Genomic DNA, 17,107 nt, shown 5'->3' with positions numbered 1-17,107 from the left:
ATTCATGGATATTGTTATCTCACCTGCGAAAAAACTTAATTTTGACCACTCAGAAATTGAGCTTGCAAATAATGTCGAATTACAAACGCCTGCATTCATCGATGAGGCCAGTGAGTTGGCAAAGAAAATGGCAAAATTTGATAGTAGTGATCTTTCTAAAATGATGAAGCTCTCTGATAATCTTGCAAATTTAAATGTGGAGCGTTTTAAAAAGTTTAAGAAGACAAATGATCTTGGTGCGGCCGTCTTTAGCTTTGCTGGCGATACATACCAGGGACTAAATGCAAGTGAATTCAAAAAAAGTGAGTTGAATTACGCCCAAAAGCATTTAAAAATCTTATCTGGCCTATATGGTGTTTTAGCACCACTTGATGAGTTAAGAGCTTACCGACTTGAGATGGGAACACGTATCAACGCAGAAGGATTAACAAATCTCTATAACTTCTGGGGCGATAAAATTGTTGAAAAAATCAATGAAGACGCTAAGAAGAATAAGTCTAAGTACCTTGTGAACCTTGCTTCAGAAGAGTATTTCAAAAGTGTGAAGAAAGATAAGCTAGTTCCCGAATTAGTAAATATACGCTTTCTTGATTGGAAGAATGGTAAATATAAAGTGATCTCATTCAATGCTAAAAGAGCACGTGGAATGATGGCCCGTTATATTATCGAAAATAAAGTCAAAGATATTGAAGGTCTCAAGAAGTTTAATGTGGCCGGATATCAATATGATGGATTTGATGAAGCTAGTAACGAATTAATATTTAAAAGAAGAGAAGAATAATAAAGGAATTTATATGAAGAAGTACGATATTTATGGAATGGGAAATGCCCTTGTTGATATGGAATTTAAAGTTAGTGATGAATTCTTAACTGATCACTTAATAGAAAAAGGTCTTATGACTCTTGTTGAAAAGGAAAGACAAGATCATCTTCTTAAAGCTTTAAGTGGTAATAACGTTGGTCATTCTAGAGCATGTGGTGGTTCTGCTGCAAATACAATTATTGGTGCGACTCAGCTTGGAGCAAAGACTTTCTACTCTTGTAAAGTTGCAGATGATGAGACAGGAGAGTTCTACAAAAATGATCTTCTTGCTAATGGTGTAAAGTCTAATATTGAGCAAGGCCTATATGATGGTGAAACAGGTAAGTGTCTCGTTATGATTTCAGACGATGCTGAAAGAACAATGAATACTTTCCTTGGAACAACTGCAACTTACTCAGATGATCAACTGGATCTAGCTAGTCTTAGTGAAAGTAAGTGGCTATATATGGAAGGCTACCTTGTTACTGGAGCTGCAGGCATTGCTGCTTGCGAAACGGCAAGAGATTATGCACGCAAAAATGATGTTAAAGTTGCATTAACTTTTTCTGATCCAGGTATTGTTGGATTCTTTAAAGATGGTTTTAAGAAAATGATCGGTAGTGAAAGACTTGATCTTCTATTTTGTAATGAAGAAGAAGCGAAGTCGTTCACAGGATTAGATAATATAGATGATGCCTTCAATGCTCTTAAAGAAGTTTCTCATACATTTGCTATTACTGCAGGGGCCAAAGGTGCCTACTTATTCGATGGAAATGAGCGTCTAAACGTTTCATCTCCAAAAGTAACAGCTATGGATACAAATGGTGCAGGTGACTTATTTGCTGGAGCATTCCTTTATGGGATTACTAATGGCCTAGATTACGCTCAAGCTGGAACACTTGCTTGTTCTTGCTCAGCAAAACTTGTGACTCAATATGGTCCAAGACTAGAAAAAGAAACAACTCAGAGTATTTTAAAAGAAGTTTTATAGAAGGTATTAAATGACAGATTTAAAGCGTATTGAATTAAAGAAATTATTTGATCGTTCAAGTGATTTTATCGGTAATGAAGTAGTGGTTAAAGGTTGGGTTCGCTCAGTTAGAAAGTCTAAGAAGTTTTCATTCATTGTTCTTAATGATGGATCTTCTCAAGATCTACTCCAAATTGTAGCAGATGCTGATATTGAAAATTATGAAGCTCTATCAACGATGCTAACAGGAACATGTGTTTCAATCACAGGTAAGGTTGTTGAGTCTCAAGGAAAGAATCAAACAATTGAGATGCAAGCAGTTACTGGTGAAATTATTGGTGCAGTTGATGAATCATATCCTCTTCAAAAGAAAGGAACTTCTCTTGAACACTTAAGAGATATTGCTCACTTAAGAGTTAGAACAAATCTCTTTGGCGCAGTTTTTCGTGTACGTCACGCACTTGCAATGGCCACTCATAATTTCTTTAATGAAAAAGGCTTCTTCTATTTAAATTCGCCAATTATTACTGCAGTAGATGGTGAAGGTGCTGGTGAGATGTTTAATGTATCAACTCTTGATAAGCAAAACCCGGCCAAAAATGATAAAGGTGAAGTTGATTTTACTAAGGACTACTTTGGTAAAGATGTTTCACTATGTGTTACAGGTCAGCTTGAAGGTGAGTGCCACGCTCTTGGTCTTGGTAAGGTTTATACATTTGGGCCGACATTTCGATCTGAAAACTCTAATACAAAACGTCACTTAGCAGAGTTTTGGATGATTGAGCCAGAGGTTGCTTTTGCTGATCTTGATGATGTTGCTGATCTTGCTGCTGATTATATAAAGTATATGATTGATTATGCTTTCACTAATTGTCGCAAAGAACTTGAGTTCTTATATAAAATGCCATTTACAGATGTTGATGCATCTCATTTTGAAACTTTAGCTGCCGTTCGTGATGGAGAGTTCAAAAAGATTACTTACACAGAAGCAATTGATATATTAAATGCTTCTGGCCAAAAATTTGAATTCCCAACGAATTGGGGAGATGAGCTACAAACTGAACATGAGAAATACTTAACAGATGTTCATTTCAAGTCGCCTGTTACAGTTACAGACTACCCGAAAACATGTAAGGCCTTCTATATGAAGCAAAATGACGATGGTAAAACTGTTCGTGCCATGGATGTTCTTGTTCCTGGTATTGGTGAGCTCATTGGTGGATCACAACGTGAAGAAGACCTTGATAAGCTTACAAAGCGTATGGATGAGATGGGAATGGAGAAAGAAGGCTACTGGTGGTACCTTGAGCTTCGTAAGTTCGGTTCTGCTCCTCACTCTGGTTTTGGCCTTGGGTTTGAAAGAGCAATTATGTATATTACTGGTATGAGTAATATTCGCGATGTAATTGCTTTCCCTCGTACTCCGGGAAATTGTGACTTCTAATCAAAAAGACTATCCAAATATAGTATTCTTTCCGGGGCTCAATCAGGCCCCGGGATCTTTTATTTTTTCAAATCCAAATGTTAAGTATATTTCACTTTCTTTTAATAAGAAGGCCAGGCCAAATCTTAAAGAAGATTGTGAGCGTATTAAAGAGGTATTTAAAACAAATCCTACCGCTCATATTGTGGCCCACTCTTTAAGTGCTCTATTAATAGAATGGCTAATACAACACGATGTGATTGAAGTAGGGGATCGTAAGATTACTTACGTTGCTCCTGCATTTATACCTCGTAATAAATTAGCAAAGCTTGTTGGTAAGGTTGCTAAAGGCCCTGCCGCAATCCTTCCAATACCATCTCTTGCCCCAATAAAGACTCGCGTTCGTTCATATGTAAGCCTTGGTGTTTATCGTGAAATTATTTTGTTAAACGAGAAGATTGAGCTAAAGAAATGTCTTCGTAAGGTTGTTGTTGATAAGAAAGATGAAATGTTAAATGTGAAGTTTCTTGGAAAGTTGCCAAATATTGAGATGGTAAGAGAAAATCGTTTCCCTCACCATCGCGCTTATGATTCATTAAAAAGAATTATTGATCAGACTTCTTAGGGGAGTTGGCCCTTTTGTTTTCAGACTTTTCACCTGATGGTTTACGGAAGTTTCCACCGCCTTTACCTTTTGGTAGACGGTTGCGATTATTTCTCCCACGAGACTTCTTTTCACCATCTTTATTATCTGATTTGTCATTTCTAGGGCCGCGATTGCGATTATTATTTGATCGTCTCTTTGGCCTATTATTGTTATGACGCTTCTTTTCGACATTTTCTTTTGGAATATTGTCATTTTCATCTTCAGTTGAATCAAGAGGAAGCTTTTCAATTTCCTCATCATCTGAAGTCGATTCTTCATCATCCATTAACTCATGAGCATCTTCGTCTTGATCATCATCTTCATCGTGAAGGCTCTTTAGAAATGCTTGTTTTCTTAGGCGTAGCTCTTCTTCTAGTTCTTCAATTCCAATAACAACAGAGTTTTCTTTTGTGATTGATCTAAACTCTGTCGGGAATTTCCAATCTTTTGGTGGACGACAACGTTTGCGGTCGAATTGGTTCTTATAGTAGCGGCGGATATAGCCACGGTCTGTAAGCATTTCAAATTGTTCAAGGAGAATATGAAGCTTTAGGACCTTTCCAATATCGCCATTTTTAGTGCGAATATATGATCCTTCACCTGGAAGGAATTCTCTCTTATTTGTATAAACATCATCTTCATACTTAATACAGCATTTAACTTGTCCACAAACACCATTAATCTTGGCCGGGATAAGGGCAAGATTTTGATTCTTTGCCATTTTTATCGATGTATTACCGTAGTTTGTTAGAAAGTATGAACAACACGTTTGTAGTCCACAAGCACCGGTTGCACCAAGTGCCGCAGCACGGTCTCTTACTGAAATTTGACGAAGTTCAATACGCATCTTTATTTCAGAAACAAGGTCTTTGACGAGGTTTCTAAAGTCAACACGCTCTGGAGCTGTGAAGTAGAAAACGGCCTTTTTCCCAAATTGAATAAATTCAACGTGAGTTAGGTTCATATTGAGATTATGTTTTTCAATGAGGCGAATACATGTGACTTCAGCCTCATTTTCCTTTTTCATGTAGCTTTTTTGTTCGTCAATATCTTCTTGAGTGGCAACTTTTGAGATGGAGCGGATTGGTAGCATTGATTTATCAAATTCAACTTCATATGGAAAAGAGTTGATATAACCTACAGTCATTCCGCGGTCACTCATGGCAATAACTTTTTGGCCATAAGTAAACTTTCTCTTACCAAGTAAAAAAGGCTGAGATTTTGCATTACCAGGAAATCTAACACGAACCATCGTTAGGGTCTGTCCTTCTTCGAACTTTCCCTCTTGCTCTTTAGCAAGTTTGTCATCGTGCTTGCTGAACTTATTTGCTTTTTTCTTTTGCTCTTTATTGGATTCTCGATGAGAGTCCTTTGCTTGTTTTGTCTGTGTATTTTTAGGAGCTTCTGATTGCTCAGAGTCCTGCGTCGTATTATTATCAGTCATTTAATTACCAAATTTATTTTTGAACAGATCTTATTGTCCTCTTTATACTGCTTTATGTCTAGCCTTTATGCATCGTAAATTACTTATATAACGAACTGCAAAAGGCGTGAAAGACGTGACTTTACAGCACCATTAAATGGAATTTCTTCAGTTGAATTCTTTATTGCTTCTAGACACTTCATTTGATCCCTAATATCAAATTTATCGTTTTGATTAATATAGGCAGCTATTAAGTGGTGGATGTTTAATTCTCTGGCAGGCTTTTCTTTTATAAGGCCTTGGATTGCATCTAATTTTAGATTGCCATCTCTTATCTCTACTAAGATGTCTTTAAGTTCAGTATCTTTACAGCTTCTATCTAGAAAGCTATGAAAATCGAGATTATGAATCTTATCAATATTATCATTAGAGTCATTAATAATGTGAATATTAATAGTTCTTGAATCGATTGTTGCTAGTGACTTCTCATTTGAAGATTTTAGAAAAATAAATAAATGGCCTGCAGGAGGCTCTTCAAGTGTTTTTAATAATTTATTTGCCAGTATTGGTGATATCTTTTGAGAGTCTTTAAATATAGTAATGCAGTATTTTAATTTTGATGGCCTAAATCGAATAAAGTCGAAAAATTCTTCAATTTTCTTATCACTTACTTTATAGCTTTTCTCTTCTGTCTCAATAATTAGTATGTCTTCATGGCCTAGAGTTAAGGATTCGCTTGCATGGTCATGATCCCAATTATTTTCAAACATGAGAATATTTTCAAGGAAGTTAGTTGTCCAATTACTTAAGATTTTAGATTTCTCATCAACTTCTAATTGCCCTGCTGTGTGTAGGGTATAGAAATGGGCCATCTGAGAAGATTTGTATCTTTCAAAGAGGGCCTTAAAGGCGAGATCTTGTTCTTGATTATTCTTTTGCATTAATAATTTGGTCAATGTTATTTATTAATTCGTTTGTAACATCATCCATGCTTTGTGAACCATCTATTACTGATACGCGATCAGAGAAAATACTTGCACAATAATCATATCCTTCAATGAGGTTTTGATGAAAGCTATTATCTCTTGATTCAAAATAGTCTTTAGGCATATTTCTTAGTCGCTGTCTCTCTAATGACTTTTGTAAATCAATTCTTAAGTAGAATGTTTTATGAGGAACGATATTAAGAGGGAAACTAGAGTGAATATTTAAAATATATTCTGGCCCTAAACCTCTTGCTACACCTTGGTAGGCTATTGAGCTATCTAGAAAACGGTCACAGATAACAACAGTATTAGGTGTTTCAAGCTCTGGAAGAATTAATGATGAAAGATTCTGCGCTCTTGCTGAAGCAAATAAGTGTGCTTCCGCTGCTGGGTGAAGTTCTTGTGTAGACGTCAGAATTGCTTGTCTAAGCTTTTCCCCAAATGCAGTTCCACCTGGTTCTCTAATGACAATTACGTTGAAACCTTTTGTTTCTAGATAGTCTTTAATCTTTACGATTTGAGTTGATTTTCCAGATCCTTCGATACCTTCGAAACTGAAAAAATATGAGCCAGGGAAAGCGGCCTTTCTAAAGTATTGTGTTAAATTCGTGATTTCATTTGTGTTTTCCATACTTAAAAATAACACAAATATTTAATTTTTGACTACTTATTCTTTAAAATTTTGCTTAATACTCACTACCTTCAATAGCATCTTCAGGGACAAATTCATCTTCATAGAACTCTTCTTGTCCTCCTGCAGCAGGTGAGCGCTCAAGATAATCATCGACAATTTCACGGGCCGCATCAAGTTCGTCATAATTTTCTAACTCTTCTTGTTGTGGATCAAAAGTTTCTTTTGATATTCTCTCTCTGATCGGATCAAGCTCTAATGCTTCAGAGTTATCATCAAAAATAACTTCAGGAGGCAGGTCTCTTGGATCCATTTGTCCATCTGTCATCTCTCTAGTGTCACTTAGAAAACTTCCTTTATTAAGAGGTCTATCGCTTCTTGTAATCTCTCTTTTAGGGGCCTCTTTCTTCTTTTTAATTCTCGTTGTAGGCATCTTTGTAGGCTTTGGCCTTTCTTGAACTTTTGGTTGAGTTCTCTTCTTAGCAGCTGGAGTACGTTGTGTTCTTTGCACTTTTGGTTTTTTCGCTACTGGCTCAGGGCTTCCTGAAAAGTTTGAAAAAGTAAAAAATACTGCAGCTACAACGATAAAGCTAAAAGCAAAAGCAGCTAGTCTAAACATTGCAGTATTATCTGTTTGTTCTTTTTGTTCAAAATCATCAATTTGTGGCTTATTCGGATTTAGCTTTTGGTTTCCAATATAAGCAAGATCATAAATAAATTCGCGATCGCCTTGATCTTTTTTAGATACGGCCATCGCACGATCCGCATCAAGCATAGAGTTTTGAAAAACATGACCTTGCGGTGATTCAGGCAAACTTTGATTATCTCTAGTTCGACGATCAAATACTTCAAATTCGTAAATAGTTCCCCAACTGATCCCATTATCAACTGATACAAGATCAGTGTGAAGCACCTCTAATTTATCAAGCTTTGCATTGACCTCATTGCTTGTAAAAGGTCCATCTTTCTTACCATTTTTTAGTAAGAAGAATTGATCATCTTCATCAATTTTAAATTCTTTTACAATTTCAGGTCTTCGTCTTTGGAATAATGGGTGAGAAGTTACTGGTGTCCAATCTGAGTCGTTTAAGCTCTTAGCGAGAACATTTTGATTAAGAAGTCCATAGTCATCAATAAACTCTTTTAAGTCTTCCTGCCAGAATGGTCCAAGTTCTTTTCCACTGTCTTTAATGTAGTAGACTTCATTTGGCTCATAGAGGCCAGCTGAGATCTGCTTCTTAGTCAGTAGATATTCTGTAACTTTCTTCTTTGTATTTGAACTCATAAATCCTCAAACCCTGATAAGTTTAATCACTTTCTTACTAGAGTTATCGGAAAATATTGCCTGATGTTTAATAAAGCTTTAAAAATAAAGGCCGACTTATAAAGTCGGCCTAGTAAGTATCTGTAATGTAATTATGAAATTATAGGATTGAGAAATAGGCCGACACTACTAGTCTGGCATTCTTAAGTGTTTCATCAACAAAATCAGGATCTTCACCTCTAAAGTCTACTGGCTCAAGAGCTAGTGATGCTGAAAGAGAAACAAATGGGAAGCTGTATCCAATTTCTGGAGAAACTGAAAGAGTCTCAGATTCTGTACTTCCAGATTTTCTTTGTTGTCTATAGTAGTCAATTGTAAGTGATGTATATAGCTTATCACTTATATAATATGTAGGAGCAACTGCTGCGTAGTAATTTGCTAAAAGAGATGATTTACCAGAGTTTCTAATATAACTTTCGTAAAATGCATAAGTACCGATTCTTAATTTATCATTAATTGTCTTTCCACCAATTAGGTAAAAGCGTTGTTTTGCATCATATCCAGACTTTCTTGTGGCGGCCGGGTAGTGGTATAGACGGTATTGAAGATAAAGGTCGTAACCATTTTCTTTATCAGTTAAAAGTTTCTTAACATAAAGTCTTGCTTGAGTTGCACCGTATTGTTGATGAATTGTACGGCTTCCATTTTTATTTTCTTGTTTTTCTGAGAAGTCTGTTTGCCAATAAGGAACAACTTTTACAGCAAATCTATCGTTGATGTTGTAACCTAAATATAGGTAGTTATAGAAACTGTATCCATTAATTGATTCTTTAAAACCATTTGATCCTTCCACTAAATATTGGGCATTAAATGGTGATTTCTTTAATTTTTGCCAAATTGTGTTTTCTTCTGGATTTGGTGTCGCTGCTGTTTGTTGAGTTGTCGTTGTAGCTGGTACTGAAGGCATTGATGCCGTTGATGTAGCACCAAGTGCGCTGGTAACCATGAATGCGAGTATCGCTCCCCTAAATAATCCCATTTTTTTCTCCCTCTTTTTATACAATAGCCAATAATCGAAGTTTTTTTATTGTATGGCAATCCAGAATTTCGTTAAGGTACAAAATTAAAGTTATATGTAAGATTTTTTAAGAAAATGACACTCGTTTTTTATAATTTTATGTAAAATGTATCCACTAGGTGTCATCTCGACCACATTTTTAGCTTCTATTCTCTTAGATGTATCTTTATACTATTTGTATGTTGTTGATTTTTCTTATTCAGGCGATTCTTCGAATAGTGGCCTATCCATTTTTTCTATTTTTCTACTTATTAAGAATAGGGCCATTTTATCGTCGAGTAAGTTTTGAATCCAAAAATTATCAGGATGAAGGAACGAGAGCATTTTCTCGTGTAGGCAAGAAGGCCCACTGCTTATTTCATTTCTCAAGTGAAGGGGAGTTCGAGCAAATTAGGCCTATTATTGATGAGCTAATTTCACATGGTAAAAATGTTGAATTGCTTTTCACTTCTCCTAGTGTGGAGCACAAGGTCGTTGAATATTATCAGGCCCATCGTGAGAGAGTTCGTTATCTAAGGTTGCCCCTCATCACATACTTTCCACTTTTAAAAAGACAAAATATTATTGCTTGGTCTAGTGCCTCAAAGATGATGATGGTTAGATATGACTTTTTTCCTGAGCTTATTTATCTTGGATCAAAGATGAGTGAGTTTATCTTATTTTCCGCTACTTCAAAAAGCTCTAAAGCAAGGTTTAATAAAGATGGTAAACCTATCATCTCTTGGATTAAGAAGTTTATCTACGCTCAATTTAGTGAGGTTATTGCTGCAACTACTGAAGATCAGAAGGTATTTGAAAGTGCGCAGTTAGGCACTCAGATCGTTGCCCCAATTGAACTTCGTATGCTTCAGATTAACTCTCGTCAAAAGAGTTTTAGAAAACATAAACACTATGAGTTCTTAAGTCAGATTTTAGGACTCTATCATTATCAAGATAGAATTTGTCTTGCTCAAATGTGGATAAATGAATTCACTTTCTTCAATGATAGAAATTTATTAAATGATATAGCAGATAAGAAGAAATTTGTATTTCTAGCTCCCCATTTATTAAAAGAAGATAAAGTGGAAGAGATGTTATCAGAGATCAAAAAACTCTCTCCAAAGTTAAAGATACATATTTTAGATGAATCAAAATTATCACTTGAATCATTTCAGTCTTTTCTGACAGAGATTACAATGAATCCTGGACTAATCTTATGTACAGTGAAGGGAATCCTTTGTGAAATCTATCCATACTTTCATAAGGTGTACGTTGGTGGTGGCCACGGTAAAGGTGTTCACTCATTATTGGAGCCATTTGTTGCTGGTTCAAAGATCTTCTGTGGCCCTAATATTCATCGCTCGACAGAATACGATATGATTATCTCATCAAATTTTAATATAAAGATTATTGAAGACTGTCATGAGATTTACCATATAATGAGTCAAGAAAATGAAGACTCTATGAAAGCTGAGGTCATCTCTGCTATGATTGAAGAAAGTGAATTGGCCAAGAGAAAATTAATTAACTTATTAACAAAGTAAAATTATGAATAAAAATATTGATACATTAATTATAGGTAATAATATAACGAGTTTTTTAACTTCGTCTCAAATTTTAAAAAGCGGGCATGATGCTGTCTATTTAAAGGATCAAAGAATTAAGTCTAACGATCCTTATTTTAAATTCTATGGGCCTATTGATTTAGCTTTCATTAAAACATGGATATCAGATATTGATGAAGAGTCATCAATTTTTAAGAAATCAAATTTTGAGCTGGCTCCATTTTGCTTATTAGTTAATTCTAAAAGATATGAATTCGCATCACCTAGGCCTTATCTAAATTATTCACAGGTAACAAGACAATTTCCAAACTTACATGCGCAATTGCAGCAGATACTTGCTTCTGAACAAAAAGAGATAAGTGATTTTGAAGAGGACTTCCTAACAGCAGTAAGTCGTCTTGGAGAGTCATTATGTCGATATAAGACGATTCACCAAGTTTCTGTTGCTACTTTTAAAAGTGCACTTCCTGATTATATTTATGATTGTTACTCTTCATTTAGACGAGAGTTTAAAAACAATAGGGAATTACAAAAGCTAATGAGTTCTTTGCGTTGTATTTATACACAATCAATAGAGCTTACATTTTCTGATCTTGAGTTAATATACTTCTTCATTGTTCTTTTATCTCCAAGATATCGCTTTATTTGGAGTCTCGCTCTAGAGGCCCAGGCCAAGGATGCCATCGAAAAGCTTGGAGGAGTAACTTTAGAAGATACGATTGAAGAATTTAGTTTTTCAAACGCAAGACCTTGGGCCACTCAACTTGCTTCTTATAGTGGAGTTGTAGCACCATCAAAAATGGCCATCTTCAGCTCTAACGTTGAAAGGTTGGGAATTGGCCATGATTTAAGTAGCGTATATGGCTGTATCAAGCTTAATTATAAAATGTCTGATAATTTATTATCTGGAGAGTATTATCATTTTGATGCTCATAGCTTTGGTAGCGACGTTGCCTTTATTCGTAAAAAAATAGGTGGTGATGGCGTTTGTGAAGTGAAGGTGTATTGGCGTTTTGAAGACTGTTTCAAAGTAGATTTTGTTCAAGATATGTTTCACAAACTACTAATTGAAAATGAGATAATCGATTCACAAGACGTTTTATTAAATTGTGTTGCCATAGATGAAGTTTGTCTTTTAAGAAATCATGGACTTTTAAATGCTAGAGAAAATGTAAAACTTAAGTTTAGAACAGGAAGTCGTGGTAAACTTGAAAGTGTAAAGGGCGTGTATTATCACGGGCCTTTAAAGAAAAATAACCTTGGAATAACTCAAACTCTATTAGAGGCAAGAGACTATAAAACTTTTGTCTAAAATTAGGGACTATAATGATAGAAAGTAAAAAGCATAATGAGTTAAATAATGATAAAGGACAGACTGTTGTCGAGTATCTACTTTTAATTACTGCAATTGTATCCATTATGTTTGCTGCTTTTCAAACTCTTGATGCCAGATTCAAGGCCGATCCCGGTGCTTGTGATCGAGGCAGCATAAACCCTCTGTGTTTCCTTGATACCATAGGTCTTGATAGCTCAACTGATGTCAGGGCCGATAAATTTCGCTATTATAACCTTCGTTAGACAGTCTAAGTGTCTGATTTTTAAGTATTTTTCTTTCTCCATGAAATAATTTCATCAACGTTCACCTTTTGCAGAGAATAATCTCGCTACGTGTTATAAACAAGTATAAAACTCTTATTTAGTACAAAGAACTACAAAGAACAGGGAGTACAGAATGAAAACAACAAAGTTTAATTGCGCCGTGATGGCAGCATTGATCTTTTCTAGTGCAGCTTCATTTGCACAAGAAGACCCACTATTAAGTGAGACAGATCAAGTCGTTCATACAGATGAAATTAATCTGGATGGATTTTACAAAAAGAAAAAGAAGAAATCTGCGGCAGACAAGATTCAAAAGCTTCGTCGTGAGCTCGAGGAAAAGCACGAGCAAATGATGAGAAAGAATGTTGAGGATATGCGTCTTAAAGAAGAGAGAAGAATCGCTAAGAAGATTCAAAAGGCTCTAGAAGGTCAAATTAAGGCCATGGACGAGATCAATAGCATTCAATCAGCTCCAGCTCGATCTGAGGTCGTAGCTCCAGTTGTACCTCAAGGGCCACAATTGGATAATAAAGTTTCTGTTCAAACAGGATTTAAAACAATCACTGGTGATCAGAAAGAGTGGACAGCAGGACTTAATTTTGATGCGGTAGTAGAAACTAAGGTTTCTGATCGCGTTGATGTAGGTATTAGTGTTGGTTATATGGGAATGACTATTGGTGACCAAGACTTAGCTAGTAATAGAGGATACTCATGTAGTTATTCTGGTTGTTACAGCACTGGTTATTACCACTCAGCAAATGATGAAATTTCATATAATGAGTTTAATTTCGGTGGACACGCTAAGTTCTACTTTTCTCGTGCTGCGAAAATTAAGCCATTCTTAAGCCTTGGGACTAAAGTTCACTTTGGTAACTTTAAAATTGAAAACCCAAGAGATAGCTTTAATAATACTGAATTATCTTATCGCTATGTTTCAGGTGGAGCGACTTTAGGTGCAGAAGTTAATTTTGCTAAAGAATTTGGAGTTCAGCTAGCGCTAAACTACGATAAGAATATCTTTAGAATGGGTGAAGAAGATGAATATGCTGGTTCAGCAAATGATTATGTTCTAAATAATCAAGCTAAGAACCTTGAAGGTGCAGATTCATTCACTTTAGGTCTTGGACTGTCATACCTATTCTAATCAATTGTTTAAATAAGAAATTTATCCTGTTCTAATAAGAAGGCTCCCAAAGTGGAGCCTTTTTTTGTTTGCATAACCTGTCAAAATCCCTACAATAGTGTCAAAACAATTAATCAGAAGAAAGGAATCATAGATGAAACCAGTCTACATTGTTGAGGCCGTAAGAACTCCACAGGCCAAATCCGGTACAATTATTAAAGATATTCAAGCGCCATACCTTGGAGCTTACCTTGTACGTCATATTATGGATGGGACAAGTATTGAAGATGATGCTGTTGATGAGGTTATTTTTGGTAACACAGGGACACCAGCTAAATATCCAAATATTGGACGAGTTATCGCTCTTGAAGCAGGACTACATAAGAAAACTTCAGGATACTCTGTTCACCGCAATTGTGCCTCTGGTTTAGAAGCTGCTTCACAAGGCTTTTTAAAAGTAGCATCTGGCCGCAGCGAGATCGTTGTTGCTGGTGGTGTTGAGTCGATGTCAAATATGCCTCTAATCTATGGAAAGCAGATGACTGAGCTTTTTGCAAAGCTTATGAAGGCAAAAACAACAGGTGATAAGCTAAAAGTTTTATCAAGCTTTAAGCCGGCCTATCTTTCTCCTATTGTTGCTATTGAGCAAGGTCTAACAGATCCTTTTTGTGGGTTAAATATGGGACAAACAGCAGAACTTCTTGCACGTGAGTTAGGAATTACACGTGAGCAACAAGATGAATATGCAAATGAGTCACACCACAAGGCCATTAAGGCCATTGAAGAAGGGCGTTTTGCAGATGAAATTGTCCCTTTAATATACGGTGCAAAATTAGATAAATTATTAATGAATGATCACGGTCCACGTAAAGAATCTTCTGTTGAGGGTCTTGCTAAGATGAAGCCTTACTTTGATCGTAAATCAGGTACAGTTACAGTTGGAAATAGTTGTCCAATTACTGATGGTGGATCAGCAATCCTTTTCTGCTCTGAAGAAGCAGTGAAAAAATACAACTTAGAGCCAATGGCGCGAGTTGTTGACTACCACTTCCACGGTCTAGAGCCTGAGCGTATGGGAATGGGACCTCTGTTAGCAATGGATGGTGTTTTTAGAAGAACAGGTCTAACTTTAGAACAGATGGATCTTGTTGAAATTAACGAAGCATTTGCTGCTCAAATTATTGCTGTTAAGAAAGCTTTTACTGATCAAAAAGTTGCAGAGAAATTTGGTGTTGATAAGCTTTGGGGAGAGATTCCTGATGAGAAACTTAATGTAAACGGTGGGGCAATTGCACTTGGACACCCTGTTGGTTCAACTGGATCACGTCTTGTTGTTACACTTGCACATGAGCTTAAAAAGCGTAAGGCCGGTTACGGAATTGCTTCCCTTTGTATTGGTGGTGGCCAAGGTGGTGCCATGATTATTGAGAACCTTCAAAAATAAGTAGGATACAGATATGACATATAAAAGATTAAGTTTTGAAATTAAGGATAAGAAAGCGTTTGTTGGTTTTGGTTACAATTGTGACAAGGCAATGACGGTTTTAGATGAAGAAACATTAAAAGAGCTTCAAGATATTGTTGAAGATCTTCACTCAAAAGAAAAAGAATTAGATGGTGCCATCTTCTTTTCACACAAAGATAGATGCTTCTTAGCTGGTGCTGATATCAATCTATTCGATACAATGCATACGGCCGCTGATGGCCAGGCTGGAGCTGAGGCAGGGCAGACAATTTTTAATCGTCTTGAAGACCTTAAAATGCCGACTGTGGCCTGTGTAAACGGTGTATGTCTTGGTGGTGGACTTGAGTTTGCTCTATCATGTAAGTCTATTATTGTGAGTGATGATAAGTCTACTGGACTTGGACTTCCTGAAGTTAAACTTGGACTAATTCCAGGCTTTGGTGGAACTTATCGCCTGCCAAAGAAAGTAGGACTTCCAACTGCTTTAGATATGATCCTTACTGGTAAGAACTTAAATGCAAAGAAAGCAAAGAAAGTTGGAATTGCTGATGAGATTTATGCAAAAGAGCGCCTTCTTGATCTTGCTCCAAAGCATTTTAAGAAAAAAGCAGATAAGCGTAGCATGATGGATAAAGTACAAGATGCTGCTACTGATAACGTATTTACAAAGAAAATTATTTTTCAAAAGGCCCGCGAGTCAGTTTTAAAGAAAACAAAAGGCTTCTATCAGGCCCCTCTTAAAATACTTGATGTTATGGAAGGTGGAGTGATGAAAGGTCGCGCATCTTACTTAACAACAGAAGCACAAGCTTTTGGAGAGTTATGTATTGGTGAACAATCAAAAAACCTTCGTCATATTTTCTTCTTAATGGAAGGGTCTAAGAAAATGGATAATGCTAAAGGTGTAGGACGTCCATTAAAGCGTGGAGCTTGTCTTGGTGCCGGTACAATGGGTGGTGGAATCGCATGGCTTATGGCCAAAAATGATATGTTTCCAATCATGAAGGATCTAAACCAACACGGACTAGAGCTTGGTTTAAAGCAGGCTTCAAGTAACTTTTCAGGTGCTGTAAAAAGAAAACGTATGTCTAAAGATGATTTTGAGCGCAAGATGAGATCAATTAGTGCTCAAACAGATTATCGTGGTTTTGAACATACTGACCTTGTAATTGAGGCCGTTGTTGAAAATATGGATATTAAAAAGAAAGTATTTGCTGAGACAGAAACAAAAGTTCGTCCAGATACAATTCTTACGTCAAATACTTCATCTCTATCAATTCAAGAGATGTCTAAAGCATTAGAAGATAGTTCTCGTTTTGCTGGACTTCACTTCTTTAACCCTGTTCATATGATGCCTTTAGTCGAAATTATCAAGCATGATAACGTTTCAGACGAAACTGTTGAATCTCTTTATAATTGGGTTGTAAAAACTAAGAAGACTCCTGTTGTTGTTAATGATGGGCCAGGATTCCTAGTTAATAGAATTCTTATGCCATATATGAATGAAGCAGGATTCTTATTAGAAGAAGGTGTTTCAATTAAAGATATCGATGATGCTTGTCTAAACTTTGGTATGCCAATGGGGCCATTTAGGCTTTTAGATGAAGTTGGAATCGATGTAGGTGATAAAGTTTCTAAGATTATTTTCGACGGCCTTGGAGCACGTCTTGCTTCTAATGGAATTGGAAAGCAGATGCTTGAAAAAGAATTCTTAGGTAAGAAGAACTCTAAAGGTTTCTACCTTTACGATGAAAAAGGAAAGGTTACAGGACCTAATGATGAAGCATGGAAAATGCTTCCAAAAGCTTCTAAGAAGATGAGTGAAACTGAAATTCAAATGCGAATCTTCTTACCAATGATTAACGAAGCTGCAACGACTCTTGAAGATAAGATTGTTGCAAAAGCAAAAGATGTTGATCTTGGTCTAATTTTTGGTATCGGATTCCCTCCATTTAGAGGAGGACTTCTAAGATATGCAGATACTCAAGGTATTGCGAGATTAAAAGAAGAGATGCTTAAATTTGCAGATAGTGTTGATAAAGATCGCTACACTCCTTGTGAATTAATTAATAAACTCGCAAGTGATAATGGAAAGTTCTACGAATTATAGAACTAAGAATAATGTTTTTTAGTTTCTTTAAATTCTTTTTAAG

The 17,107-nt window shown here is 36.1% G+C and carries 15 protein-coding genes; 10 read left to right on the top strand and 5 right to left on the bottom strand.

Features of this window, described 5'->3' with window-relative positions:
- The first annotated feature begins 4 nt into the window (after window positions 1-4).
- Genes yaaA through ACN5L8_RS01775 form a run of 4 tightly spaced genes read left to right on the top strand, consistent with a single transcriptional unit; the run spans window position 5 to window position 3,820 of the window.
- Window positions 5-781: a peroxide stress protein YaaA gene (gene yaaA, locus ACN5L8_RS01790; RefSeq protein ID WP_334678497.1), complete on the top strand. Its 777-nt coding sequence runs from the start codon at window positions 5-7 to the stop codon at window positions 779-781.
- Window positions 782-794: 13 nt separating this feature from the next.
- A complete protein-coding gene (locus ACN5L8_RS01785) occupies window positions 795-1,793 on the top strand; it encodes an adenosine kinase (protein WP_419172141.1) in 999 nt (332 codons plus the stop codon).
- 10 nt (window positions 1,794-1,803) lie between these two features.
- Window positions 1,804-3,216 carry an asparagine--tRNA ligase gene (gene asnS / locus ACN5L8_RS01780; protein WP_115362819.1) on the top strand — a complete coding sequence of 471 codons (1,413 nt, stop codon included), beginning with the start codon at window positions 1,804-1,806 and terminating at the stop codon, window positions 3,214-3,216.
- Window positions 3,206-3,820, top strand: a complete 615-nt coding sequence (locus tag ACN5L8_RS01775) for an alpha/beta hydrolase (protein WP_419172140.1) — start codon at window positions 3,206-3,208, stop codon at window positions 3,818-3,820. The genes asnS and ACN5L8_RS01775 overlap by 11 nt, the downstream gene beginning before the upstream one ends.
- On the opposite strand, the gene ACN5L8_RS01770 is transcribed toward ACN5L8_RS01775, so the two are convergent.
- The 5 genes from ACN5L8_RS01770 to ACN5L8_RS01750 all read right to left on the bottom strand — a co-directional run bounded on the left by ACN5L8_RS01770 (window position 3,801) and on the right by ACN5L8_RS01750 (window position 9,184).
- Window positions 3,801-5,285, bottom strand: a complete 1,485-nt coding sequence (locus tag ACN5L8_RS01770; RefSeq protein WP_419172139.1) for a PSP1 domain-containing protein — start codon at window positions 5,283-5,285, stop codon at window positions 3,801-3,803. The genes ACN5L8_RS01775 and ACN5L8_RS01770 overlap by 20 nt on opposite strands.
- Before the next feature lie 83 nt (window positions 5,286-5,368).
- Complete coding sequence (locus ACN5L8_RS01765) at window positions 5,369-6,220, bottom strand: hypothetical protein (protein WP_419172138.1); 852 nt, start codon at window positions 6,218-6,220, stop codon at window positions 5,369-5,371.
- Window positions 6,192-6,881, bottom strand: coding sequence for a dTMP kinase (tmk, locus tag ACN5L8_RS01760; RefSeq protein ID WP_115362812.1), 690 nt, complete (start codon window positions 6,879-6,881; stop codon window positions 6,192-6,194). The genes ACN5L8_RS01765 and tmk overlap by 29 nt, the downstream gene beginning before the upstream one ends.
- A 55-nt stretch (window positions 6,882-6,936) precedes the next feature.
- On the bottom strand, window positions 6,937-8,166 hold the full coding sequence (locus ACN5L8_RS01755; RefSeq protein WP_419172137.1) for a hypothetical protein: 1,230 nt from the start codon (window positions 8,164-8,166) through the stop codon (window positions 6,937-6,939).
- A 139-nt stretch (window positions 8,167-8,305) separates the two neighbouring features.
- Entirely contained in the window at window positions 8,306-9,184 is an 879-nt protein-coding gene (locus tag ACN5L8_RS01750; protein WP_419172136.1) for a hypothetical protein, read from the bottom strand.
- A gap of 218 nt (window positions 9,185-9,402) precedes the next feature.
- Here ACN5L8_RS01750 and ACN5L8_RS01745 point away from each other — a divergent pair, with 218 nt between their 5' ends.
- The 6 genes from ACN5L8_RS01745 (at window position 9,403) to ACN5L8_RS01720 (ending at window position 17,064) form a co-directional block, all read left to right on the top strand.
- Window positions 9,403-10,746 (top strand): glycosyltransferase N-terminal domain-containing protein, encoded by a 1,344-nt coding sequence (locus ACN5L8_RS01745; RefSeq protein ID WP_419172135.1) that lies wholly within the window; start codon window positions 9,403-9,405, stop codon window positions 10,744-10,746.
- Window positions 10,747-10,750: 4 nt separating this feature from the next.
- Window positions 10,751-12,079 (top strand): hypothetical protein, encoded by a 1,329-nt coding sequence (locus ACN5L8_RS01740; RefSeq protein ID WP_419172134.1) that lies wholly within the window; start codon window positions 10,751-10,753, stop codon window positions 12,077-12,079.
- Between the two features lie 14 nt (window positions 12,080-12,093).
- Window positions 12,094-12,345, top strand: a complete 252-nt coding sequence (locus tag ACN5L8_RS01735; RefSeq protein ID WP_115362803.1) for a hypothetical protein — start codon at window positions 12,094-12,096, stop codon at window positions 12,343-12,345.
- Between the two features lie 154 nt (window positions 12,346-12,499).
- Window positions 12,500-13,510: an OmpH family outer membrane protein gene (locus ACN5L8_RS01730; RefSeq protein ID WP_115362801.1), complete on the top strand. Its 1,011-nt coding sequence runs from the start codon at window positions 12,500-12,502 to the stop codon at window positions 13,508-13,510.
- 133 nt (window positions 13,511-13,643) lie between these two features.
- Window positions 13,644-14,933 carry a thiolase family protein gene (locus ACN5L8_RS01725; protein ID WP_419172133.1) on the top strand — a complete coding sequence of 430 codons (1,290 nt, stop codon included), beginning with the start codon at window positions 13,644-13,646 and terminating at the stop codon, window positions 14,931-14,933.
- A gap of 13 nt (window positions 14,934-14,946) precedes the next feature.
- Window positions 14,947-17,064, top strand: coding sequence for a 3-hydroxyacyl-CoA dehydrogenase NAD-binding domain-containing protein (locus ACN5L8_RS01720; RefSeq protein WP_419172132.1), 2,118 nt, complete (start codon window positions 14,947-14,949; stop codon window positions 17,062-17,064).
- Window positions 17,065-17,107 lie beyond the last annotated feature (43 nt).

Source organism: Halobacteriovorax sp., from assembly GCF_048381875.1.
Lineage (GTDB): Bacteria > Bdellovibrionota > Bacteriovoracia > Bacteriovoracales > Bacteriovoracaceae > Halobacteriovorax_A > Halobacteriovorax_A vibrionivorans.
This window is presented reverse-complemented; position numbering and strand designations above follow the sequence as displayed.